This window comes from Streptomyces rubradiris, assembly GCF_016860525.1.
Taxonomy (GTDB): domain Bacteria; phylum Actinomycetota; class Actinomycetes; order Streptomycetales; family Streptomycetaceae; genus Streptomyces; species Streptomyces rubradiris.
In genome coordinates, this window is the sequence record NZ_BNEA01000015.1 from 5,234,089 (window position 1) to 5,256,989 (window position 22,901).

Sequence of the window (22,901 nt, forward strand, 5' to 3'; positions counted from 1 at the left end):
CGGCTTCCGTTCACCGGAAGGCGCGTAGCCGCAGGCTGTTGGTGACGACGAAGACCGAGGAGAAGGCCATCGCGGCCCCGGCGATCATCGGGTTGAGCAGACCGGCGGCGGCCAGCGGCAGCGCGGCGACGTTGTAGCCGAAGGCCCACACCAGATTGCCCTTGATGGTGGCCAGCGTCCGGCGGGACAGCCTGATGGCGTCCGCGGCCACCCGCAGGTCCCCGCGCACCAGCGTCAGATCGCCGGCCTCGATCGCCGCGTCCGTACCGGTGCCCATGGCCAGGCCCAGGTCGGCGGTGGCCAGCGCGGCGGCGTCGTTCACGCCGTCGCCGACCATGGCCACGGCCCGGCCCTCGCCCTGGAGCCGCCGTACGACGTCCACCTTGTCCTCGGGCAGCACCTCGGCGTACACGTGCCCGGCGTCGATGCCGACGGTCCTGGCGACCGCCTCGGCGACCGTGCGGTTGTCCCCGGTGAGCAGCACCGGCGTCAGGCCCAGTCCGCGCAGCTCGCGGATGGCCTCGGCGCTGGTCTCCTTGACCGCGTCGGCGACGGCGATGACCCCGCGGGCCCGCCCGTCCCAGCCGGCCACGACGGCCGTACGGCCCTGTCGCTCGGCTTCCCGGGCCGCGCGCGCCAGCTCCGGCGGCAGCTCGTCGTAGAGCCGCCCCACAGCCACCTCACGGCCGTCCACGCGCCCGCGCACGCCCCGCCCGGGCACGTTCTCGAAGTGCTCGACCGGCGGAAGGGCCCCGGCCCGTTCTTCGGCGCCGGCGGCGATGGCGCGGGCCACCGGGTGCTCGGAGGCGTGCTCCAGGGCGCCCGCGAGGCGCAGCAGCTCCTTCTCGTCCTCGCCCTCGGCGACGTACACGTCCTGGAGGGTCATCCGGCCGGTGGTGACCGTGCCGGTCTTGTCCAGGACGACCGTGTCCACCCGGCGCGTGGACTCCAGCACCTCGGGGCCCTTGATCAGGATGCCCAGCTGGGCGCCGCGCCCGGTGCCCACCATCAGCGCGGTCGGCGTGGCCAGGCCCAGCGCGCAGGGGCAGGCGATGATCAGGACGGCGACGGCGGCCGTGAACGCGGCGACCGTGTCCCCGGTGACCCCCAGCCAGACGCCGAAGGTGCCGAGCGCGATCAGGATGACCACCGGGACGAAGACGGCGGAGATCCGGTCGGCGAGCCGCTGCACCTCGGCCTTGCCGTTCTGCGCGTCCTCCACCAGCCGGGCCATCCGGGCGAGCTGGGTGTCCGCGCCGACCCGCGTGGCCTCGACGACCAGCCGGCCGCCCGCGTTGACCGTGGCGCCGGTGACCCGGTCGCCGGGGCCGACGTCCACCGGCACCGACTCGCCGGTCAGCATGGACGCGTCCACCGCGGAGACGCCCTCGACCACCGTGCCGTCGGTGGCGATCTTCTCGCCGGGGCGTACGACGAACCGGTCGCCCACGGCCAGTTCGGACACCGGCACCCGCACCTCGCGCCCGTCCCGCAGCACCGCCACGTCCTTGGCGCCCAGTTCCATCAGGGCCTTCAGGGCGGCACCGGCGCGGCGCTTGGAGCGGGCCTCCAGGTAGCGGCCGAGCAGGATCAGCGCGATGACCCCGGAGGCGACCTCCAGATAGATGGTGGAGGCGCCGTCCATGCGGGAGACGGTGAGCCGGAACTCGTCGTGCATGCCGTGCGTGCCCGCGTCGCCGAAGAACAGCGCCCACAGCGACCAGCCGAACGCGGCCAGCGTGCCGACCGAGACGAGGGTGTCCATGGTGGCGGCGCCGTGCCGGAGGTTGGTCCAGGCGGCCCGGTGGAAGGGCGCGCCGCCCCAGACGACGACCGGCGCGGCCAGGGTGAGCGAGAGCCACTGCCAGTTGGCGAACTGGAGCGCGGGGATCATCGCGAGCAGGACCACGGGCGCGGCGAGCAGCGCGGAGACGAGCAGGCGGTGCCCGAGCTCGCCGAGTTCGGCGTCCCGTCCGGGGCTCTCCGGCGCGCTCCCGGTCTCGGGTTCGGGCTCCGGCGGCCGGGGTTCCTCGGCGGTGTAGCCGGTCTTCTCGACGGTGGCGATCAGGTCGGCGACCTCGACGCCGTCGGCGAAGGTGACTCTGGCCTTCTCGGTGGCGAAGTTGACGGTGGCGCTCACGCCGTCCATCCGGTTGAGCTTCTTCTCCACCCGGGCGGCACAGGAGGCGCAGGTCATGCCGCCGATGAGCAGCTCGACCTGTTCGGTGCCGGGCGCCGTGGCCGGCGGCTTGGCGGTGGTGCTGGTCATGTCCGGACTCCAGACATCGGACCGGGCCGTACGGATCCAGTATCAGCTGGTCGGCACGGCCCGGTCGGGGATCGGGGGGTGGTGCTCAGGCCTGGCCGGCCAGCTCGTAGCCGGCCTCGTCGACGGCGGCGCGCACGGCCTCCTCGTCGAGCGGGGCCGCGGACACGACGGTCACCTCGCCGCTCGACGCGACGGCCTTCACCGAGCTGACGCCCGGGATGCGGGAGATCTCCTCGGAGACGGAGCCCTCGCAGTGGCCACAGCTCATGCCGGTGACCTTGTAGACGGTGGTGACGGTGGTCATGTCGTTACTCCTCGTCGAGGCGCGTGTGGGACCTGTGGGGTGCCCGGAGGAACCCCGATATCCGTACTGTATACCCCTAGGGGGTATCAAGCCAAGCGACTCCCCGGAGCGTCTAGCCTTCCTTCGGGTTCCCGAAAGGAGCGGATGTGCGAGCCGTGGTCTTCGAGGAGTACGGAAAGCCGGCCGGGGTCCGGGAGGTCCCCGACCCGGAGCCGGCGGCGCACGGCGTGGTGGTCCGGGTGGCGGCCACCGGCCTGTGTCGCAGCGACTGGCACGGCTGGGCGGGGCACGACCCGGACATCACGCTGCCGCACGTGCCGGGGCACGAACTCGCCGGAGTGGTCGAGGCGGTGGGCGCCCGGGTGACCCGGTGGCGGCCCGGCGACCGGGTCACCGTGCCCTTCGTCTGCGCCTGCGGCAGCTGCGGGCCGTGCGCGGCGGGCGACCAGCAGGTGTGCGAACGGCAGACCCAGCCCGGCTTCAGCCACTGGGGCTCCTTCGCCGAGTACGTCGCCCTCGACCACGCCGACGTCAACCTCGTCGCGCTCCCGGACGACCTGGCGTACGCCACCGCCGCCGCCCTCGGCTGCCGCTTCGCCACCGCCTTCCGGGCCGTGGTCCAGCAGGGCCGGGTGGCGGCCGGGGAGTGGGTCGCGGTGCACGGCTGCGGCGGGGTCGGCCTGTCGGCGGTGATGATCGCGGCGGCCGCGGGCGCCCGGGTGGTGGCGGTCGACATCTCGCCCCGGGCCCTGGAACTGGCCCGCGGCTTCGGCGCCGCCGAGTGCCTGGACGCGACCGGCGTGCCCGACCCGGGCGCCGCCGTCCGAGAGCTGACCGGCGGCGGCGCCCACCTCTCGCTCGACGCCCTCGGCTCGCCCGCCACCTGCGCCGCCTCCGTGAACGGACTGCGCCCCCGCGGCCGGCACGTCCAGGTCGGCCTGCTGCCCTCGGCCGACGGCACCACCCCGGTCCCGCTGGCCCGCGCGATCGCCCTGGAGCTCGAACTGCTCGGCAGCCACGGCATGGCTGCCCACGCCTACCCCGGCATGCTCCGCCTGGTCCGCGCCGGCACGCTGCGCCCCGACCTCCTGGTGACCCGCACCATCCCGCTCGACGCGGCCCCGGCGGCGCTCGCGGCGATGGGTACGGCCCCGGAGGCGGGCGTCACGGTCATCGAGCCCTGGAGCTGACGCGCCGCGTCCGGGCGGGTCAGCCCGCTCCGCGCCGGCGGTTGCCGGGGCGCGCTGCGACCCAGGCGCGGACGGTGTCGGCGTACCAGTAGGGCCTGCCGCCCTCGACGTGGTCGGGCGGGGGGAGATGCCCGTGTTTGCGGTAGGCCCGCACGGTGTCCGGCCGCACCCGGATGTGCGCCGCGATCTCCTTGTAGGACCACAGTCTCCGGTCGGTCATGAGCCGCACCTCCCTGTGCGCCGCGGCGGCGACCGGTACGGCCGCCCGGGGGGACCGGGCGCTGAGTCGGTCACCCAGCCTGTGTGCGACGGCGACCTTGAGTCACGACCGGGGGCGGCTGTCGACGGGCTGTGACCGAGAACCTATACAGGCGTGACATCTGTGACAGGAAGGAGGTGTTTGTGACGAACCCGCCACAAAGGGCATCCATGGGGAGGCGGGCGGCCCCGCTCACCGGAGCAGGGAGGTCCGTATGTCCGGACAAAACGTTGACACGGTTCCGTACGCGGACTAGAAAGCCGGGAGAGCCATGACGAAGGGAAACCGATGGCCTACGACCTGATCACCATGGGGCGGATCGGGGTGGACCTCTACCCGCTCCAGACCGGCGTCCCGCTCGCCCAGGTCACGTCCTTCGGCAAGTTCCTCGGCGGCTCCGCGGCCAACGTCGCGGTCGCCGCGGCCCGGCTCGGCCGCCGCACCGCCGTGATCACCCGCACCGGAGACGACCCGTTCGGCGCCTACCTCCACGACGCCCTGCGCGGCTTCGGCGTCGACGACCGCTGGGTCACCCCCGTCCCCGGCCTGCCCACCCCCGTCACCTTCTGCGAGATCTTCCCGCCGGACGACTTCCCGCTGTACTTCTACCGCCGGCCCAAGGCCCCCGACCTGGAGATCCACCCTCACGAACTGGACCTGGACGCCATCGCGGCGGCCCGGGTCTTCTGGGTCACCGGCACCGGACTGAGCGAGGAGCCGAGCCGTACCGCGACCCTGGGGGCGCTCGCCCACCGGGCCAGAACCGGCATCACCGTCTTCGACCTGGACTGGCGCCCCGTGTTCTGGGCGGACCCCGAGACCGCCCGCCCGTTCTACGCCGAGGCCCTGCGCCACGCCACCGTCGCCGTCGGCAACCTGGACGAGGTGGAGATCGCCACCGGCACGCGTGAGCCGCACGCCGCCGCCCGCGCCCTGCTGGACGCCGGGGCCGAGCTGGCCGTCGTCAAACAGGGACCCAAGGGCGTCCTCGCCGTCAGCCGGGCGGGCGAGAGCGCCGAGGTCCCGCCGCTGCCCGTCACCGTCCTGAACGGGCTCGGCGCCGGTGACGCCTTCGGCGGCTCGCTCTGCCACGGCCTGCTGGCCGGGCACGACCTGGAGACGGTGATGCGGCACGCCAACGCGGCCGGTGCCATCGTCGCCTCCCGCCTGGAGTGCTCCTCCGCGATGCCGACCCCCGCCGAGGTGGCCGCCGCGCTCGACTCCGGAGCGGTGCGGTGAGGGCCGGCCGGGTCACCGGCACCCACACCGAGGGCGGCGCCGGTGCGGGGCCACCGGCCACGACGCCCGGCGGGACCGCTCCCGGCCCGGCCGCTCGCCCCGAGGCCGCTCGCCCCGAGGCCGCTCCCGGTGTGGCCGTCCCCGGCGGGGCCGCGCCCCCGGAAGGCGCCGCGGGCCCCGCGCGCCCGCAGGTCGACGTCGCCGAGCTGGTCCGCGTCCGCACCCGGCACCCCGAGGCCATCGCCGAGGCCGCCGCGCGCCGGGCCCGCCGTCCCCTGCTGGACGACGGCGGGCGGCTGGTGATCGTCGCCGCCGACCACCCGGCCCGCGGCTCCCTCGACGTCGGCGACCGGCGGCTCGCCATGGCCGACCGGGCCGACCTGCTGAGCCGCCTGTGCCTCGCGCTGTCCCGGCCCGGTGTCGACGGGGTGCTGGCCACCGCCGACATCCTGGACGACCTGCTGCTGCTCGGCGCCCTGGAGCACAAGGTCGTCCTGGGCTCCATGAACCGCGGCGGGCTGCACGGGGCCAGCTTCGAGCTGGACGACCGGTTCACCGGTTACCGCCCCGAGGACATCGAGCGGCTCGGCTTCGACGCGGGCAAGCTGCTGCTGCGCGTCGACTACGCCGACCCGGGCTCCCTGGCCACCCTGGAGACCGCCGCCCGCGTCATCGACGCCATGGCGGCCCGCCGGCTGCCGGTGTTCGTGGAGCCGTTCATCAGCCGCCGCGGCCCCGGCGGCGAGCTGCTGAACGACCTCTCCGCCGAGGCGGTCACCCGGGCCATCGCCATCGCCTCCGGCCTCGGCGGCTCCTCCGCCTACACCTGGCTGAAGGTGCCGGTCACCGAGGACCCCGACGACATGGCCCGGGTGATGCGGACCTCCACGCTGCCCGCCGTCCTGCTCGGCGGGGACATCGGCGACTCCCCGGCGGACCGGGCCGCCGCCTACGACAGGTGGCGGGCCGCGCTGCGCCTGCCCACCGTGCGCGGCCTGGTGGCGGGCCGCTCGCTGCTGTACCCGGCGGACGGCGACGTGGCCGCCGCCGTGGACACCGCCGTAGGACTGCTGTGAGGGGCGCATGAGAGGCACCGAGCTGCATCGGCCCAGGGGCGCGACCGCGAACGCCCGGTACGCCGTCGACATCGGCCCCGAGACGGCCGGCTGGACGCACAGCAGCCTGCGGGTCGTGGAGCTGGCGCCCGGCGCCAGCCATGCCTTCACCACTGGCGACAGCGAATGGATCGTGCTTCCGCTGGAAGGCGGATGTACCGTACAAACGGAGCAGGACGAGTTCCAACTCCTGGGCCGGGACAGCGTGTTCGCGGACGTCACCGACTTCGCGTACGCCCCCCGGGACGCCCGGGTCCAGATCGCCTCCGGCGCGGGAGGCCGCTTCGCCCTGGCAGGAGCGAAGTGCGAGCGACGACTCCCCGCCCGCTACGGCCCCGCGCCGGAGGTCCCCGTCGAGGAGCGCGGCAGCGGCACCTGCGCCCGCCGGGTGCGCAACTTCGCCGCCGCCGACGCCTTCGCGTGCGACCGGCTGATCGCCGTGGAGGTGATCACCCCCGGCGGCAACTGGTCCTCGTACCCGCCGCACAAGCACGACGAGCACCGGCCGGGCGAGGAGTCGGAGCTGGAGGAGATCTACTACTTCGAGATCGACGGCCCGAACGGCCTGGGCTACCAACGGGTGTTCCCCTCCCGCGAGGGCGGTGCGGACGTGCTCGCCGAGGTCCGCTCCGGCGACGCCGTCCTCGTCCCCGACGGCTGGCACGGCCCGTCCATCGCCCAGCCCGGGCACGACATGTACTACCTGAACGTCATGGCGGGCCCGGGGGACAGCCGCGAGTGGCTCATCCGCTTCCATCCCGACCACACCACCGGGGGGTACCGATGACGACGATCCGGCTGACCGTCGCCCAGGCGCTGGTCCGCTTCCTGGCCGCCCAGTACACCGAGCGGGACGGGACCCGGCGGCGGCTGATCGGCGCCATGTGGGGCATCTTCGGGCACGGCAACGTCGCCGGGATCGGCCAGGCGCTGGTCGAGTACGCGGACCTCATGCCGTACCACCAGGGCCGCAACGAGCAGGCGATGGTGCACGCGGCCGTCGGCTACGCCCGCCAGTCGGGCCGGCTGTCCGCCCACGCGGTGACCACCTCCATCGGGCCCGGCGCGACCAACCTCGTCACCGGCGCCGCCCTCGCCACCATCAACCACCTGCCGGTGCTGCTGCTGCCCGGCGACGTCTTCGCCGCCCGCCCCGCCGACCCGGTCCTGCAACAGCTGGAGGTGCCGTACGCGGGCGACGTGTCGGTCAACGACACCCTGCGCCCGGTGTCGAGGTACTTCGACCGGATCACCCGCCCGGAGGCCCTGATCCCGGCGGCCCTCCAGGCGATGCGGGTGCTCACCGACCCGGTGGACACCGGCGCGGTCACCCTCGCCCTGCCCCAGGACGTGCAGGCGGAGGGCTACGACTGGCCGGAGCGGTTCTTCGCCGAGCGGGTGTGGACCGTACGGCGGCCGGGCGCGGACGCGGCCGAGCTGGCGGAGGCCGTGCAGGCTATCCGGACCGCGCGGCGGCCCCTCCTCGTCGCGGGCGGCGGGGTGCACCACAGCCGCGCCGAGACCGCCCTCGCCGAGTTCGCCGGTGCCACCGGCATCCCGGTCGCCTCCACCCAGGCCGGCAAGGGATCGCTGCGGTACGACCACCCGCAGGACGTCGGCGGGATCGGGCACACCGGCACCGCGACCGCCGACGACCTGGCCCGCGCCGCGGACCTGGTGATCGGGGTCGGCACCCGTTACACCGACTTCACCACCGCCTCCGGCACCCTCTTCGAGAACCCCGCCGTCCGCTTCCTCAACCTCAACATCGCCCCCTTCGACGGCCACAAGCTCGCCGGGCTCCCGCTGGTCGCGGACGCCCGTAACGGCCTGGAGGAGCTGACCGAGCGGCTCGGGATGCACGGCTACCGGGTGCCCGGGGAGTACGTCGCCGAGTACACCGGGGCCAAGAACCGCTGGGAGCGGACCGTCGACGCCTGCTTCGCCGCCCCCGACCCAGCAGCCCGCCCCACCCAGCCGCAGGTCCTCGGGGCGCTGGACGCGCTGGTGGACGAGTCGGACATCATCGTCAACGCGGCCGGCTCGCTCCCCGGCGACCTGCACAAACTGTGGCGGGCACGGTCGGCGGACCAGTACCACCTGGAGTACGGCTACTCCTGCATGGGCTACGAGATCCCGGCCGCGCTCGGGGTGAAGCTCGCCGCGCCGGAGCGCAACGTGTGGGCGCTGGTCGGCGACGGCACGTACCTGATGCTGCCGACGGAGATCGTGACGGCCGTGCAGGAAGGCGTGGCGATCAAGCTCGTCCTGCTGCAGAACCACGGCTACGCCTCCATCGGCGGGCTGTCCGAGGCGGTGGGCGCCGAGCGGTTCGGCACCGCCTACCGCTACCCGGCCGGGGACGGCACCCACACCGGCGCCCCGCTGCCCGTGGACCTCGCGGCGAACGCGGCCAGCCTGGGCATGCGGGTGCTGCGCGCGGGGACCGCGGGGGAGCTGCGGGCGGCGCTCGGCGAGGCGCGCGCCGCCGACGTCCCCACATGTGTCTACGTGGAGACCGAAACGTCCGACACTGTGTCGGGCGCGCCGCCCGCCCAGGCCTGGTGGGATGTTCCCGTGGCCGCGACCGCGACCCGCCCGTCCGCGGTCAAGGCCCGCGAGCTGTACGAACGGCACGTCTCCACCCGACGCCGCCATCTGTGAGAAGGAGTCCCCGGACATGACGAAGATCGTCAACCACTGGATCGGCGGGAAGACCGTCGACGGCGCGTCGGGTGCGTACGGGCCGGTCACCGACCCGGCGACCGGCGCGGTGACGACGAAGGTCGCGTTCGCGTCGGCCGAGGAGGTGGACGCGGCGGTCGCGTCGGCCAAGGACGCCTTCGCCTCCTGGGGGCAGTCCTCGCTGGCCCAGCGCACCTCCATCCTGTTCCGGTTCCGGGCGCTGCTGGACGCCCACCGCGACGAGATCGCCGACCTGATCACCGCCGAGCACGGCAAGGTGCACTCCGACGCGCTCGGCGAGGTCGCGCGCGGGCTGGAGATCGTGGACCTGGCCTGCGGGATCAACGTCCAGCTCAAGGGCGAGCTGTCCACGCAGGTCGCCAGCCGGGTCGACGTGGCCGCGATCCGCCAGCCGCTCGGCGTCGTCGCGGGCATCACGCCGTTCAACTTCCCGGCGATGGTCCCGATGTGGATGTTCCCGATCGCCATCGCCTGCGGCAACACCTTCGTGCTCAAGCCCAGCGAGAAGGACCCGTCCGCGGCCGTGCGGATCGCCGAGCTGCTGTCCGAGGCCGGTCTGCCCGACGGTGTCTTCAACGTCGTCCACGGCGACAAGGTGGCCGTCGACCGCCTCCTGGAGCACCCGGACGTGAAGGCCGTCTCCTTCGTCGGATCCACCCCGATCGCCCGGCACATCCACGCCACCGCCTCCTTGAACGGCAAGCGGGTGCAGGCCCTCGGCGGCGCCAAGAACCACATGCTGGTGCTGCCGGACGCCGACCTGGACGCGGCGGCCGACGCTGCGGTGAGCGCGGCCTACGGCTCGGCCGGCGAGCGCTGCATGGCCATCTCGGCGGTCGTGGCGGTCGGCTCCATCGGCGACACGCTGGTGGAGAAGATCCGCGAGCGCGCCGAGAAGATCAAGATCGGCCCCGGCAACGACCCGGCGTCCGAGATGGGCCCGCTGATCACCAAGGCGCACCGGGACAAGGTGGCCTCCTACGTCGCGGGTGCCGCCGCCGAGGGCTGCGAGGTCGTGCTCGACGGCACCGGGTACACGGTGGAGGGCTTCGAGGACGGCCACTGGATCGGCATCTCGCTGCTGGACCGGGTGCCGACCACCGCCAAGGCGTACCAGGACGAGATCTTCGGCCCGGTGCTGTGCGTGCTGCGCGCCGACACCTACGAGGAGGGCCTGGCGCTCATCAACGCCTCGCCGTTCGGCAACGGCACCGCGATCTTCACCCGGGACGGCGGCGCGGCCCGGCGCTTCCAGCTGGAGGTCGAGGCGGGCATGGTCGGCGTGAACGTGCCGATCCCGGTGCCGGTGGGCTACCACTCCTTCGGCGGCTGGAAGGACTCGCTCTTCGGCGACCACCACATCTACGGCAACGACGGCACGCACTTCTACACCCGCGGCAAGGTCGTCACCACGCGCTGGCCCGACCCGGCCGACGCCCCGGCGGGCGTGGACCTGGGCTTCCCGCGCAACCACTGAGCCGGGCCGGTGCCCCGTCCTCCGCGCGGCGGCGGGCGGGGCACCGGTGTGTCCGCGCACCCTCCGGCCGGGCCGTCCGGATAGCGGACGCCCGACATTTTTTTGCCACGTCCGCTGCGGTTCCCGTGCAGTGCGGACGAAACGGGTGACGAAGGGGTTGCCGCGACAGCGCCTTTGAAAGCAAGGTCACAACCGGTCCGGGCTTGATGGATGCACCTATAGGGCGTAACGGCCTGGGAAAGCGATGCCGCCCACGGGAAACCGGAACTACGGATTCCGCAGGTAAACGGCCATTGACGTGGGGGTTTTCGTCAGGGTTCTATGCAGCGCCGGGAGTGGACGAGACCTGACATTCGACGATCCGCCGGAGGCGATAGCGCTCCCGAGCCCACCCTCACTCGCACCAGTCGATCGGAACCGCCCATGACCGACACCCACTACAAGACCGTGGCCGACGCCGGGACAGCCCCCGCCCCCGGGCTGAAGCGCTCCATCGGTGTCGTGGGCGGCACCCTGCTGACGCTGTCCTGCGTCACGCCCGCCTCCACGCTCTTCGTCGTGGTTCCCGACCTGTTCGGCTCCCTCGGCACCGCCACCGCCCTGACCATCGCCATCGGCTCCCTGCTCTGCATCGCCGTGGCGTTCTGCTACTCGGAGCTGGGCACGCTCATCCCGAGCGCGGGCGGCGAGTACGCCATGGTGTCCACGATGGCCGGGCGGCTCGCGGGCTGGCTCGTCTTCGTGCTCTCCCTGCTGGTCGTCATGATCGTGCCGCCGGTGATCGCGATGGGCACGGCGGACTACCTCGCCCCGATCGTCCACCTCGACCCGTCCATGACCGGCGCCGGCGTGATGCTGCTCGCCACCCTCGCCGGCCTGCTCGACCTGCGCGCCAACGCCTGGATCACCGGCGTCTTCCTGGTCCTGGAGGTCATCGCCGCCGGAGTCGTCGCCGTCCTCGGCTTCTCGCACAGCCAGCGCGGGATGGGCAGCCTGGTCTCGATGCGGGTGGCCGGCGAGAACGGCCACACGGACACCGTGACGGCCATGCTGGTGGTCTCCGGCCTCGCCATCGCCCTGTTCATCACCCAGGGCTTCTCCACCGCCGTCTACCTCTCCGAGGAACTGGAGAACCCGCGCCGCAACGTCGCCCGCACGGTCCTCGCCACCCTCGCCATCTCCACCGTGGTCATCCTGGTCCCGGTCGCCGCCATCACCCTCGGCGCCTCCGACCTCTCCGAGCTGACCGGCGGCGACATCGGCTCCATGGTCACCGCCTGGTCCAACTCCGCGGTCGGCACCTTCGTCAGCCTCTGCGTGGCCCTCGCCATCATCAACGCGGGCATCGTCATGGTCATCCAGAACTCCCGCGTGCTGTTCGCCTCCGCCCGCGACAAGGCCTGGCCCGGCCCGGTCAACACGGTCTTCTCCCGGCTCGGCCGGTTCGGCTCCCCGTGGGTGGCCACCCTCGCGGTCGGCGTCCCCGGCGCGGTGCTCTGCTTCGTCAACCTCGACACCCTCTACGGCGTCACCGGCGTCTCGGTCACCGGCATGTACCTGCTGGTCGCGGTCGCCGCGCTGCTCGCCCGCCGCGGCTCCCACAAGCACACGCCCGCCTGGCGGATGCCGCTGTGGCCCGCGGTGCCGGTCCTGCTCATCGCCGTCCTGGCCTACATCCTGACCCAGCAGGAGGCGAGCTACCTGCTGTGGACCGGCGGCATCACCGCCGTCGCCACCCTGTACTGGGCCCTGTACCTGCGGCCCCGCCGCGACACCCGCTGGCTGGTGTCCCTCCCCGAGGACACGCGGATCACGGACCCGGCGGACCCGGCGGTGACCATCCCGGCCCAGGCCGGCCCCGCGGAGCCGGCCCCGGTCACGGGAGAGACGCGGGCCTGAGCGCCCGGCCCGCCACCGCCCGCCGCGCCCGCGTACCACGGGCGCGGTACACGGGACCCCCTCCGTACGCCCCAGGGAGGGCTCACCCCTCCCCCCGGCGGCAGCAGCGCTTGTCGGTGCGGCCCCGTACCGTTGACCCATGGATCTTCGACCTCGCGCGCCCCGGACGCCCCGGCGGCGGGCGCGTCGGCTCCTAGCCGCCGTGGCCGCCGCCCTGGTGCTCGCCGGTGCCGGGACGTGGACGGCGGCCGTCGCCTCCGACGACCCCCGGGCCGTGCGCCGCAGCGACCGAGTCCTCGCGGTCGACGGGGCGCGCCTGGACACCTCCTACGTCACCCCGGCCGGCGCCGGCCGCCACCCCGCCGTGCTGCTCGCGCACGGCTTCGGCGGCAGCAAGGACGACATGCGCCGGCAGGCCGAGGACCTGGCCCGCTCCGGGTACGCGGTGCTGACCTGGTCCGCGCGCGGCTTCGGCCGCTCCACCGGGAAGATCGGGCTGAACGACCCCGAGGCCGAGGTCGCCGACGTCTCCCGGCTCCTCGACTGGCTGGCCGAGCGGCCCGAGGTACGGCTCGACCGGGCCGGCGACCCGCGCGTGGGCGTGGCCGGCGGCTCCTACGGCGGCGCGGTCGCCCTGCTCGCCGCCGGACACGACCGCCGGATCGACGCCATCGCCCCGGCCATCACCTACTGGAACCTCGCCGACGCCCTGCTCCCGCACGGCGTGTTCAAGAAGCTGTGGGCCGGCGTGTTCGTCAACACCGGCGGCGGCTGCGCCAGGTTCCAGCCCGAACTGTGCCGGATGTACGAGCGGGTCGCCGCCTCCGGCACCCCCGACCCGGCCGCCCGCGCGCTGCTGACACGGCGCTCGCCGTCCGCCGTCGGCGACCGCGTCAAGGTGCCCACCCTGCTGGTACAGGGACAGAGGGACTCCCTGTTCCCCCTCGACCAGGCCGACGCCGCAGCCCGGACCATCCGCGCGAACGGCGCCCCCGTCGCCGTCGACTGGATCGCCGGCGGACACGACGGCGGCGACATGGAGACCGCCCGGACCGAGGCACGCACGCGTGCCTGGTTCGACCGGTACCTGAAGGGCGACAAGGCCACCGACACCGGCCCGCCCTTCCGGATCACCCGCACCGGAGGCGTCGACTCCACCGACGGCACGGCCCGGCTGCGCGGCGCGAGCGCCGACGGCTACCCCGGCCTGCGCGACCACCCGCGCGCCATCGCCCTCACCGGCCCCGCCCAGCGCGTCACCAACCCGGCCGGCGCCACCCCGCCCGGCGTCTCCGCACTGCCCGGCCTCGGCGCCTCCGGCGGCCTCGCCCGGCTGTCCGCGCTCGGCGTCGGCCTCTCCATGGACTTCCCCGGCCAGTACGCGCGGTTCGACTCGGCACCGCTCACCCGCGACCTGCGCATCACCGGCACCCCGACGGCCACCGTGCGCATCACCTCCAGCCGCGACGACGCCGTCCTGTTCGGCAAGGTGTACGACGTCGGCCCCGACGGCGGCGGCCCCGTGCTCCCCGCCCAGCTCGTCACCCCGTTCCGGGTGACCGGCGCGAAGGCGGGCAAGGACGTCACCGTCACCCTCCCGGCGATCGACCACGAGGTGCGCAAGGGCCACCGGCTCCGCCTGGTCCTCGCCTCCACCGACCTCGCCTACGCCTCACCCGCCGCCCCGGCCACCTACACCGTCGCCCTGAAGTCGGACCTCAGCGTGCCGACGGCGCCCGAGGTCACCACCGCCGCCGCGCCCCTGCCCGCCTGGGTGTGGTGGCTGCCCGCGGCCGGCGCCGCGGCCGCCCTCGCCCTGCTGCTCACCGCCCGCCGCCGCACGGCCGCCCCCGCCCCCGACCCGGACCTGGCCGAGGTCCCCCTCGTCATCGAGGGCCTGAGCAAGCGCTACGCCAAGTCCACCGACAGGTACGCCGTCCGGGACCTGTCCTTCCGGGTGGACAAGGGCCAGGTCCTCGGGCTGCTCGGGCCCAACGGCGCGGGCAAGACCACGACCCTGCGCATGCTCATGGGCCTCATCCGCCCCGATGACGGCGAGATCCGCGTCTTCGGCCACGTCATCCGGCCCGGCGCGTCGGTACTCTCCCGGGTCGGCGCCTTCGTGGAGGGCGCCGGTTTCCTGCCCCACCTGTCCGGCCGGGAGAACCTGGAGCTGTACTGGCGGGCCACCGGCCGCCCGCCCGAGGACGCCCACCTCGACGAGGCCCTGGAGATCGCCGGGCTCGGCGACGCCCTGGCCCGCGCGGTGCGCACCTACTCCCAGGGCATGCGCCAGCGCCTGGCCATCGCCCAGGCCATGCTCGGCCTGCCCGACCTGCTCATCCTGGACGAGCCCACCAACGGCCTGGACCCGCCCCAGATCCGCGAGATGCGCGAGGTGATGATCCGCTACGCGGCCGACGGCCGCACCGTGATCGTCTCCAGCCATCTGCTCGCCGAGGTCGAGCAGACCTGCACCCACCTGGTCGTGATGGACCGCGGCCGGCTGGTGCGGGCCGGCGAGGTCCGGGACATCGTCGGCTCCGGCGACACCCTGCTGGTCGGCACCGCCCGGCCCGTGGAGGAGCCGCTGGTGGAGAAGGTGGCCGCGCTGCCCGGCGTCGCCTCCGCCGCGCGCACCGACGACGGGCTGCTGGTCCGGCTCGCCCCCGGCGGTACCGCCGAACGGCTGGTCGCCGAACTGGTGCGGCTGGAGCTGCCGGTCGCCTCCATCGGCCCGCACCGCCGCCTGGAAGACGCCTTCCTCACCCTGATCGGAGGTTCCGCATGAGCACCCTCACCGAGGTCGCCTCCGGCTATCAGGCGGGGCGCACCCTGCCGCTGCGGGTCGAGCTGGTCCGCCAGTTGGGGCGGCGCCGCACCCTGGTCATGGGCGCGCTCCTGGCCGTGCTGCCGTTCGTGCTGCTGATCGCCTTCGCGGTCGGCGGCGACCCGGGCGGCCGGAACAACCAGGTCACGCTGATGGACACGGCCACCGCCTCCGGCGCCAACTTCGCCGCCGTCAGCCTCTTCGTGTCGGCCGGCTTCCTGCTGGTCATCCCGGTCGCCCTGTTCTGCGGGGACACGGTCGCCTCCGAGGCGAGCTGGTCCTCGCTGCGTTATCTGCTCGCCGCGCCCGTGCCCCGCGCCCGGCTGCTGTGGTCCAAGCTCGTCGTGGCGCTCGGGCTGTCCCTCGCCGCGATGGTGCTGCTGCCGCTCGTGGCGCTCGCCGCCGGCACGGCCGCCTACGGCTGGGGCCCGCTCCGGATCCCCACCGGCGGCGCGCTGGACACCGGTACGGCGGCCCAGCGGCTCCTGGTGGCCGTGGCGTACCTCTTCGTGTCCCAACTGGTCACCGCCGGGCTGGCGTTCTGGCTGTCCACGATGACGGACGCCCCGCTGGGCGCGGTCGGCGGCGCGGTCGGCCTGACCATCGTGGGCAACGTCCTGGACGCCGTCACCGCCCTCGGCCACTGGCGCGACTTCCTGCCCGCGCACTGGCAGTTCGCCTGGGCGGACGCCGTCCAGCCGACCCCCGAGTGGTCCGGCATGATCCAGGGCGCCGCGCTCTCCGTGACGTACGCCCTGGTGCTGTTCGCCCTGGCCTTCCGGAACTTCTCCCGCAAGGACGTCGTCTCCTAGCGCACGCCTCCTGGCGCACGCCCCGACACGCCGGAGCGGGCCACCGGGAACACCCGGTGGCCCGCTCCGTGCCGTACCGCGGGATCAGTCCCCGGACTCGACGTTCTCGGACAGGATCGACACATCCTCCAGCAGGTGCGCCAGCGCGCCGTCGCGCTTGACGTTCGAGGAGTTCTCGGTGCACTGCTGCGTCATGTCGTCCGAGAGGATCGGCAGGTCGTTGATCGGCACGATGTTGAGAACCGGGACATGGACATCGCTCAGGCCGATGCACGGCTTGTTGAAAGAGCCCTGGATCAGGGCGATCTGCGGGCTCATGTTCCCGTACGTGGCCGAGTTGCCGTAGGTCTGCCAGGCCCCGTTGCCGTTGGCGGCGGCCGGGCCGCTGTCGTTGCCGATCGCCAGCGCCTGCGGCGCCACGGCGGCCGAGGCGCCCACGGCCGAAGCGGCGACGGCCGCGGTGGCAACAATCTTCTTGATCACTGGCCAGTCCTTTCTGAGGAAACCCCGTCCACCGGAGCGCATTGGACAACTCTCCGGGCCCCGCATGGTTTCTGCTCTTCACCCCGACGGCCGATACCCCGGACTGCTGGTGCGTTTTTCCGATTGGCGGCTGCCGTCACCTCCCGAACGGCGGGGAGCCAACCGAGTGAATAGGCGGAACCATTCCCGTCGCGCCGGGTTGATGAGGCCGTAGGGCATGCGTCGCTACGAGGAAAGGAACGCGAAGTGCTCAAGAAGGCAATGGTTGCCGCCGCGACCGCCGCTTCGGTCGTGGGAATGGCGGTGGCGGCCGCGCCGCAGGCGCTTGCCATCGGCAACGACGACGGCCCGACCGTCGCTAATGGCAACGGCGCCCGTGCGGACTGGGGTAACTCGGCCACCGAGGGCGATCTGAGCCCGCAGCTGTCGCTCGTCCAGGGCACGCTGAACAAGCCGTGCCTCGCCGTGGACGACGTCCACGTCCCGATCATCAACATCGTTCCGATCAACGATGTCCCGATCCTGTCGGACGACCTGGACCAGCAGTGCAGCGACCAGTCGTCGAACATCAAGCGCGACGGTGCGCTCTCGCACATCCTGGAGGACCTGGCGGTCCTCTCGGCCAACGGCGAAGGCTGAGCCGGATTGGCAGGGCCCGGGTCGTCCGCGGCGTCGTCTGCGGGCCGCCCGGGCCTTTTTTCCGCCTATCTCACCTGAGGAAAGAACGCACGAGGAAGCGGTGCGATCGAGTGATTATCGCGCTCTCCGTGTTCCGCTGCCTCCTATTGCGTCAATTCCTCGTCCTGACCCCAGAGAAGGGAACATCCATGAAGAAGACCGTCGTCGCCGTCACGGGCGCAGTGCTGGCCCTGGGTATGGCCGGGCCCGCTTTCGCGGACGCCGGGGCTTCCGGCGCCGCCGTGGGCAGCCCGGGCGTCATCTCCGGCAACGTCATCCAGGTCCCGGTACACGTGCCGATCAACCTCTGCGGCAACACCATCGACATCATCGCGCTGCTGAACCCGGCGTTCGGCAACACCTGCGTCAACGACTGACGTTCGCCCGCGCGATTCACCAGCTTCCCCGGCTGTGTACTGGCCGGCCCCGGACCGACTACTCGCCGTTCCGGGGCCGGCCTTTCCCACTTCTCCGAGCAGGAAGACCACGAGATTGCGACAGACCCTCAGCAAGGGCATGGCCGTGGCCGCCGCCGCGACCGGCGTGCTGTCCTGGTACGGCGGAACAGCGCTCGCCGACAGCCACGCGCACGGCAGCACGCAGGGCTCTCCCGGCGTGCTGTCCGGGAACAACGTCCAGGTCCCGGTGAACGTCCCGGTCAACATCTGCGGCAACTCCGTCGACGCGGCCGCCGCGTTGAACCCGGCGTTCGCCAACTCCTGCGCCAACGTGGGCCACACCCCGCGGCCACAGGAAAGCCCCCGGCACCCCGACGGGTACGGCGACTCCGACGACTTCGGCCACAGCGCCGGCCCGAGCCCCGAAGACAGCCACACCGCACCGCGGTACGGCAGCGACGAGCCGGCTCCGTCCCCGCAGGGCGGGGATGAGACGACGTCACCTCCTTACGGCGGCGGAGAGACGACCTCCCCTCCGTACGGTGGTGAGGAGTCGTCCCAGCCTCCCTACGGCGGTGACGAGACCACGTCGCCTCCGTACGGTGGTGAGGAGTCGACCCCGCCTCCCTACGGCGGCGAGGAGACCACCCCACCCCCCTACGGCGGCGAGGAGACCACCCCGCCGCGCGACGATCACGGCACGCCCCCGGCCCCCGGCCGCACCACGCCTCCCGTGGACCAGGAGCGGCCCGGACAGCCGCCCGTGCTCGCGCAGACCGGCGGGAGCACCCGGACCATGATGGCGGCCACGGGCGCCGGTGCCGTGCTGATCGGGGCCGGGACGATCCTGTACCGGCGCGGCCGGTCCGCCTGCCGTCGCTAGCGCACCGGGTGCCGGACCGAGCGCCCGGCACCCCGCGCCCCCACGCCGTGGGCCTTCCGGCACGATGCTTTCTCAGCGGGGCCAGCCCGCCGGGCCCGTGCGCAGGCGCCGCCGTACGCCGCGTACCAGCGTGCCCGCCGTGAAGGACGCGCCGTGCAGGAACCGTGCCGCCGGGCCGAAGCACGCGGCCGTGACCGGACCGGCCAGGAACAGCCCCGGGTACGACGACTCGAACTCCGGCCCCGCCTCCGGCACCCCGCCGGCCCCCGTCGCCAGCAGCGCGCGCAGCTCCGGGGTGAGCGGCCGCAGCCGGCCGAGAGCGGGCCGGAAGCCGGTCGCCGCGATGACGTGCCCCGTCTCCAGCACCGCGGCCCCGCCCCGCCGGACCACCGTCTCCAGGCGCAGCCCGCCCGGCACCTCCCGGGCGCCCGCCACCTCCCGTCCGAACAGCACCTCCACCCGGTGCTCCACCCGCTCGCGCACCCACCAGGAGCCGGCCGGGGCGAGCGCCCGCGCCCCGAGCCGGGACCGGACCCGCTCCGGCAGCCGTCGGTACAGCCCGGGCCGCTCGGAGCACCACCGGTCCCGCTCGCCGGGGCTGCCGTGCGGGGACCAGGCCGAGCGCCACCGGGGACGCTCCCGGGGCGGTGGCGCCTTCTCCCAGCGCAGCCGGTCGGCGCGGACCAGCAGCCGTACCCGGGTGCCCTGTTCGGCGAGGAGCGCGGCCGTCTCCAGGGCGCCCTGGCCGCCGCCGAGCACGGTGACGTCCCGGTCACGGAACCGGTCGAGCCGGGCGTGCCGGCTGCTGTGGGTGACGAGGGCCGGGGGCAGTCCGCGCAGGACGGCCGGCAGCTCCGCGAACGGCAGCAGGCCCACGGCCAGCGCGACCGTCCTGGCGGTGAACGTCTCCCCGTCCTCGGTGACGGCCTCGAAGCCGCCGGCGCGCGGCGCCACCCGGGTCACGGTCCGCTCGTCGGTCCCGGGCACGGCGTTGCGGGCGAACCACATGCCGTACTCGGTGAACACCTCCAGCGGGACCGGCCCGGCGTCCCCGGCGGCCAGGCCGCGGAAGGCGCGGAAGACGTCGAGCCGCCAGCGGCCCTCCGGGTCGGACAGGTCGGACGCCCACGGCGGTGACGTCAGCAGCATGCCGCGGGGCATGTGGTCGCGCCAGAAAGCCATGGGCCGCCCGAAGACGCGGACGCGCAGTCCGGCCGCCGCGGCATGCGCCGCGATGGACAGGCCGTACGGTCCGGCCCCCACCACCAGCAGGTCGTACATCGGCGATGTGCTCGCTTTCGGTCGCGTTGGCCCGTGCGGGGGGATCAGGGGCCGGACGCGGCGACCGCACTGGCGTTGTTCCCACAGGTATGACTGAGTGTCAGAGGAGTGTGACGCGTGGTGACACGCGGAGAGGAGCGGCGGATGGCCTCACAGCGGCGCGGAGGGCCGGCCGTGCGCGCGGCGTCGGTCATCGCCTTGTTCACCGCGATCGTCGCCCTGGCGCCGGCGGCGACCCGTCCCGGGTCCCCCGTGGACGATCCGGCGCCTCCCGGGCCCGCGCGGGCCGCCGCGGCCTTCGGGGCGTTCCTCGACTCCGGTCCGGACGGGGTCACGCGGATGACCGGGCTGAGCCACTGGCTCGGCGGGGCGGAGCTGAAGGTCGCCCACACCTATCTGCCCGGCGGCCTGTGGGAGGACATCGAGGGCCCGCCCGGCTTCCTGGAACCCTGGGCCGGCTGGCGGCGCGAGCGGTCCGACCGGACCCTCGTCCTCAACGTGCCGATGCAGGAACGCAACGAGGAGGACGTCCCGGACGAGGAGGTGCGCGGGCTGCTGCGGCAGGGCGCGGACGGCGCGTTCGACGGGCACTTCAGGACCCTGGCCGAGCGGCTGGTGGCGCTGGGGGCGCCGGACACGGTGCTCGTCCTGGGCTGGGAGATGAACGGCACCACCTACACCCATCGCTGCGCGCCGGACCCCGCGGCCTGGAAGGCGTACTGGAACAGGATCGTCGCCACCATGCGCGCGGTGCCGGGCCAGCGGTTCCGGTTCGACTTCGCGCCGAGCCGCGGCCGGGACGCCGTGCCCTGGACCGAGTGCTACCCCGGGGACGACACGGTCGACATCCTCGGCATGGACTCCTACGACCAGCCGGCCGGGGTGACCTTCGACGAACAGGTGAGCGAGCCCTACGGCCTCCAGTGGCACGCGGACTTCGCCCAAGCCCACGGCAAGCCCGTGTCGTACCCGGAATGGGGCCTGTTCCGCAACGGCGACAACGCCGAGTACATGCGGCGCATGCTCGCCTGGATCGGCGAACACCGGCCGGTCTACCAGACGCTGACCGACTACTGCCCGCACGGCGTGTGGCAGTGCCCGGCCAACCCGCGCTCGGCGCACGTCTACCGGAGCGCCCTGTACGGCGGCACCGGGCAGCCCGCACCGCTCCCGCCCGTCTGCATCCCGGTGGACCTCGGCGACTGGACCGCGTACTGGCCCGGCCGCCGGCCGTGCCTCCCCTTCGAACGCCGGCCCGGGGTCCGCTAGGCGGGGGCTCAGCCCTGGCCGCGTGCCCGCCACCGGTGCCGCACCTCCCTGCCCCGCTGCCGGGCGTTCGCCCCGCACAGCGCGGCCGTCAGGAGCGGGGCGGTGTGCGGGCGGGCCATCAGCAGCCGCTGGTTGACGACGCGTTCGGGCCGCCAGTGGTGCTTGTACGGCTCGTCGCCGCGCAGCAGGCTCAGCGTGCCGTGCCCGCCGCCCGCCAGCTCGGCACAGGCGTCCAGCAGCATCACCGCCACGTCCGCCCGGCGCTCCCGCAGGCCCGGGTGGGCGCCGTAGAGATAGCCGCCGGCCATGCCGCCCGAGAGCAGGGTCAGGTCCACGGCGACCACCTCGTCGGCGATCCGGAACTCGGTGACCACCGCGTTGCCCGAGCGCACCATCGGGCCCACCGCGCGCAGCAGATGCGCCCGGAACCGGGGCCGCAGATGCTCGCTCGTCACCCCCCGGCCCTGCCACTGCAGCCGGTGCAGCGCCAGCAGCCGGACCAGTGCCGTCTCCACCTCCTGCGGGCCCACCGTCCGCCGCCGCACGCCCAGCGCGGCCAGCCGGCGCAGCTTGGCCCGTACCCGCTGCCCGGACTTGCCGGACGGCAGGCGGGCGATCAGCCCGTCCATGGGCAGCGCGGGCAGCTCCAGGCACGGCGAGTCGGGGACCGTGCGGCGCGGCCCGCGCCAGCGGTCGTAGACCCGCTCCACCGCCCCGCCCGGGCGCACCTCGCGGAAGTCGACCAGCGCGGTGCGGGCCGCGTCCGCGAGGGCCGCGGTGAGCGCGCCCGCCGCCCGGCCGTCGTCGGCGTCGTCCAGCAGCACGTCCGCGTAGTCGGAGATGCCCGTGCCGAGCGGCAGCAGCGCGGGCAGCGGCCGGCGGACCAGGGTCAGCGGCGCGGCGGCCACCAGGTCACGGCCGGCCCGTACCAGCAGCAGCCGCAGCCGTCCGGGCCGGCCGTACGACAGCCACCACGAGTGCAGCCAGGCGTGGCTCTGGAACGGGGTCGCGGCGGCGCACCGCCCGAGCAGCCGTCCCCAGGCCGGGGCCAGCCCGGCGAACACGTCCGCGTCGGTGACGAGTTCGGTGGTGAGGCGGACGCCCCGGGCGCGCGCCGTGACGGTGGCGGTCACCGCCGGCCGCGCGCGCCGTCGACGACGGCCGGTCCGGGCACCGGGGCCGGGCGCGGGGCCTCCGCCTCGGGTCCGCGGCGCGGCCGTACCAGCAGCGCGAGGGCGCCGAGCAGCCCGCCCCCGGCCGCCCCGACCAGCCCGGTCACCCCGGCCGACGCCGAGGACGGCTCGGTGGGCCGTACCGCGCGGGTGAACGGGACCAGGGTCACCCGGGTGCCGGCCCGGGCGGCGTCGGCGCGCCGGGTCAGCGCCCCGGCGACCGCGTTGGCCATGGCGGCGGCCTCGGCGGGGCGGGGCGAGGTGGCGGAGACGGCGACCATCGGCGCGTCCGGCGAGGTCGCGGTGCGCACCCCGGCGCGCAGCGCGGCCACCGGCACCCCGGCGGCCGCCCGGGCGTCGGCGAGCACCGCGGGCTGGGTGGCGATGCGGCCGTAGACCTGCGCGAAGCCCAGCGCGCCGGCGGCGTCGGAGCGCTCGCCGGGCACGGCGACCAGATAGCTGGTGGCCGTGTACTCGGCGGGCCGCAGCACGCCGTACCCGCCGCCCAGCAGCCCGCCCGCGAGGACCCCGGCCGCCACCAGCGACCAAGGGGGGAGCGCGCGGGGCGGGGTGAGGCGGGGGCCGCGGTGGCGCCGGGCGTGGTTCTCGGTCATGACAGGACGGCTTTCTGCGTGTG

General features: G+C 74.2%; 20 protein-coding genes. 13 read left to right on the forward strand and 7 right to left on the reverse strand.

Features of this window, described 5'->3' with window-relative positions:
• Positions 1–10: 10 nt before the first annotated feature.
• The gene (locus Srubr_RS36535; RefSeq protein ID WP_189995587.1) at positions 11–2,269 is read right to left on the reverse strand and encodes a heavy metal translocating P-type ATPase; all 2,259 of its coding nucleotides are present in this window, start codon (positions 2,267–2,269) and stop codon (positions 11–13) included.
• 85 nt (positions 2,270–2,354) lie between these two features.
• A complete protein-coding gene (locus Srubr_RS36540; protein ID WP_030782225.1) occupies positions 2,355–2,573 on the reverse strand; it encodes a heavy-metal-associated domain-containing protein in 219 nt (72 codons plus the stop codon).
• A gap of 146 nt (positions 2,574–2,719) precedes the next feature.
• On the opposite strand from Srubr_RS36540, the gene Srubr_RS36545 reads away from it, so the two are divergent.
• The gene (locus Srubr_RS36545; protein WP_189995585.1) at positions 2,720–3,763 is read left to right on the forward strand and encodes a zinc-dependent alcohol dehydrogenase family protein; all 1,044 of its coding nucleotides are present in this window, start codon (positions 2,720–2,722) and stop codon (positions 3,761–3,763) included.
• 19 nt (positions 3,764–3,782) lie between these two features.
• On the opposite strand, the gene Srubr_RS36550 is transcribed toward Srubr_RS36545, so the two are convergent.
• A complete protein-coding gene (locus Srubr_RS36550) occupies positions 3,783–3,983 on the reverse strand; it encodes a helix-turn-helix transcriptional regulator (RefSeq protein WP_189995583.1) in 201 nt (66 codons plus the stop codon).
• 327 nt (positions 3,984–4,310) lie between these two features.
• On the opposite strand from Srubr_RS36550, the gene iolC reads away from it, so the two are divergent.
• From iolC to Srubr_RS36590, 8 genes are all read left to right on the forward strand, one after another.
• Positions 4,311–5,261, forward strand: a complete 951-nt coding sequence (gene iolC, locus Srubr_RS36555) for a 5-dehydro-2-deoxygluconokinase (RefSeq protein ID WP_189995581.1) — start codon at positions 4,311–4,313, stop codon at positions 5,259–5,261.
• A 206-nt stretch (positions 5,262–5,467) separates the two neighbouring features.
• Positions 5,468–6,337 (forward strand): Cgl0159 family (beta/alpha)8-fold protein, encoded by an 870-nt coding sequence (locus tag Srubr_RS36560; protein ID WP_189996008.1) that lies wholly within the window; start codon positions 5,468–5,470, stop codon positions 6,335–6,337.
• Between the two features lie 7 nt (positions 6,338–6,344).
• Complete coding sequence (iolB, locus tag Srubr_RS36565; protein ID WP_189995579.1) at positions 6,345–7,163, forward strand: 5-deoxy-glucuronate isomerase; 819 nt, start codon at positions 6,345–6,347, stop codon at positions 7,161–7,163.
• Positions 7,160–9,040 (forward strand): 3D-(3,5/4)-trihydroxycyclohexane-1,2-dione acylhydrolase (decyclizing), encoded by a 1,881-nt coding sequence (gene iolD / locus Srubr_RS36570; RefSeq protein WP_189995577.1) that lies wholly within the window; start codon positions 7,160–7,162, stop codon positions 9,038–9,040. The genes iolB and iolD overlap by 4 nt, the downstream gene beginning before the upstream one ends.
• Positions 9,041–9,056: 16 nt before the next feature.
• Positions 9,057–10,559, forward strand: a complete 1,503-nt coding sequence (gene mmsA, locus Srubr_RS36575; RefSeq protein ID WP_189995574.1) for a CoA-acylating methylmalonate-semialdehyde dehydrogenase — start codon at positions 9,057–9,059, stop codon at positions 10,557–10,559.
• Between the two features lie 423 nt (positions 10,560–10,982).
• Positions 10,983–12,458, forward strand: a complete 1,476-nt coding sequence (locus tag Srubr_RS36580) for an APC family permease (RefSeq protein WP_229926690.1) — start codon at positions 10,983–10,985, stop codon at positions 12,456–12,458.
• Positions 12,459–12,597: 139 nt separating this feature from the next.
• Positions 12,598–15,249, forward strand: a complete 2,652-nt coding sequence (locus Srubr_RS36585; protein ID WP_189995566.1) for an alpha/beta fold hydrolase — start codon at positions 12,598–12,600, stop codon at positions 15,247–15,249.
• A complete protein-coding gene (locus Srubr_RS36590; RefSeq protein WP_189995564.1) occupies positions 15,246–16,100 on the forward strand; it encodes an ABC transporter permease in 855 nt (284 codons plus the stop codon). The genes Srubr_RS36585 and Srubr_RS36590 overlap by 4 nt, the downstream gene beginning before the upstream one ends.
• A gap of 84 nt (positions 16,101–16,184) precedes the next feature.
• Here Srubr_RS36590 and Srubr_RS36595 read toward each other — a convergent pair whose 3' ends face one another.
• On the reverse strand, positions 16,185–16,583 hold the full coding sequence (locus Srubr_RS36595; RefSeq protein ID WP_189995562.1) for a rodlin: 399 nt from the start codon (positions 16,581–16,583) through the stop codon (positions 16,185–16,187).
• 246 nt (positions 16,584–16,829) lie between these two features.
• Between Srubr_RS36595 and Srubr_RS36600 the strand changes: the two genes are divergently transcribed.
• From Srubr_RS36600 to Srubr_RS41740, 3 genes are all read left to right on the forward strand, one after another.
• Positions 16,830–17,222 carry a rodlin gene (locus Srubr_RS36600; RefSeq protein WP_189995560.1) on the forward strand — a complete coding sequence of 131 codons (393 nt, stop codon included), beginning with the start codon at positions 16,830–16,832 and terminating at the stop codon, positions 17,220–17,222.
• Positions 17,223–17,410: 188 nt separating this feature from the next.
• On the forward strand, positions 17,411–17,638 hold the full coding sequence (locus Srubr_RS36605) for a chaplin (protein WP_189995558.1): 228 nt from the start codon (positions 17,411–17,413) through the stop codon (positions 17,636–17,638).
• Between the two features lie 115 nt (positions 17,639–17,753).
• Positions 17,754–18,542 carry a chaplin gene (locus tag Srubr_RS41740; RefSeq protein ID WP_189995556.1) on the forward strand — a complete coding sequence of 263 codons (789 nt, stop codon included), beginning with the start codon at positions 17,754–17,756 and terminating at the stop codon, positions 18,540–18,542.
• A 72-nt stretch (positions 18,543–18,614) separates the two neighbouring features.
• On the opposite strand, the gene Srubr_RS36615 is transcribed toward Srubr_RS41740, so the two are convergent.
• On the reverse strand, positions 18,615–19,823 hold the full coding sequence (locus Srubr_RS36615) for an NAD(P)-binding domain-containing protein (RefSeq protein WP_189995555.1): 1,209 nt from the start codon (positions 19,821–19,823) through the stop codon (positions 18,615–18,617).
• A 144-nt stretch (positions 19,824–19,967) separates the two neighbouring features.
• Between Srubr_RS36615 and Srubr_RS36620 the strand changes: the two genes are divergently transcribed.
• Positions 19,968–21,092 (forward strand): glycoside hydrolase family 26 protein, encoded by a 1,125-nt coding sequence (locus Srubr_RS36620; protein WP_189996007.1) that lies wholly within the window; start codon positions 19,968–19,970, stop codon positions 21,090–21,092.
• A gap of 8 nt (positions 21,093–21,100) precedes the next feature.
• On the opposite strand, the gene Srubr_RS36625 is transcribed toward Srubr_RS36620, so the two are convergent.
• Both Srubr_RS36625 and Srubr_RS36630 read right to left on the reverse strand, forming a co-directional pair.
• Positions 21,101–22,225, reverse strand: coding sequence for a GNAT family N-acetyltransferase (locus Srubr_RS36625; RefSeq protein WP_189995553.1), 1,125 nt, complete (start codon positions 22,223–22,225; stop codon positions 21,101–21,103).
• A complete protein-coding gene (locus Srubr_RS36630; RefSeq protein WP_189995551.1) occupies positions 22,222–22,878 on the reverse strand; it encodes a lipopolysaccharide biosynthesis protein in 657 nt (218 codons plus the stop codon). Before Srubr_RS36630 ends, Srubr_RS36625 begins: the two co-directional genes overlap by 4 nt.
• Positions 22,879–22,901: the final 23 nt, after the last annotated feature.

Excerpts from the sequence above, each read along its gene's own strand:
- iolB (WP_189995579.1), top strand. The coding sequence starts at position 6,345 with ATGAGAGGCACCGAGCTGCATCGGCCCAGGGGCGCGACCGCGAACGCC.
- Srubr_RS36615 (WP_189995555.1), bottom strand. The coding sequence starts at position 19,823 with ATGTACGACCTGCTGGTGGTGGGGGCCGGACCGTACGGCCTGTCCATC.
- mmsA (WP_189995574.1), top strand. The coding sequence starts at position 9,057 with ATGACGAAGATCGTCAACCACTGGATCGGCGGGAAGACCGTCGACGGC.
- Srubr_RS36540 (WP_030782225.1), bottom strand. The coding sequence starts at position 2,573 with ATGACCACCGTCACCACCGTCTACAAGGTCACCGGCATGAGCTGTGGC.
- iolD (WP_189995577.1), top strand. The coding sequence starts at position 7,160 with ATGACGACGATCCGGCTGACCGTCGCCCAGGCGCTGGTCCGCTTCCTG.
- Srubr_RS36590 (WP_189995564.1), top strand. The coding sequence starts at position 15,246 with ATGAGCACCCTCACCGAGGTCGCCTCCGGCTATCAGGCGGGGCGCACC.
- Srubr_RS36620 (WP_189996007.1), top strand. The coding sequence starts at position 19,968 with ATGGCCTCACAGCGGCGCGGAGGGCCGGCCGTGCGCGCGGCGTCGGTC.
- Srubr_RS36535 (WP_189995587.1), bottom strand. The coding sequence starts at position 2,269 with ATGACCAGCACCACCGCCAAGCCGCCGGCCACGGCGCCCGGCACCGAA.
- Srubr_RS36585 (WP_189995566.1), top strand. The coding sequence starts at position 12,598 with ATGGATCTTCGACCTCGCGCGCCCCGGACGCCCCGGCGGCGGGCGCGT.
- Srubr_RS36605 (WP_189995558.1), top strand. The coding sequence starts at position 17,411 with ATGAAGAAGACCGTCGTCGCCGTCACGGGCGCAGTGCTGGCCCTGGGT.
- Srubr_RS36550 (WP_189995583.1), bottom strand. The coding sequence starts at position 3,983 with ATGACCGACCGGAGACTGTGGTCCTACAAGGAGATCGCGGCGCACATC.
- Srubr_RS36630 (WP_189995551.1), bottom strand. The coding sequence starts at position 22,878 with ATGACCGAGAACCACGCCCGGCGCCACCGCGGCCCCCGCCTCACCCCG.
- Srubr_RS36580 (WP_229926690.1), top strand. The coding sequence starts at position 10,983 with ATGACCGACACCCACTACAAGACCGTGGCCGACGCCGGGACAGCCCCC.
- iolC (WP_189995581.1), top strand. The coding sequence starts at position 4,311 with ATGGCCTACGACCTGATCACCATGGGGCGGATCGGGGTGGACCTCTAC.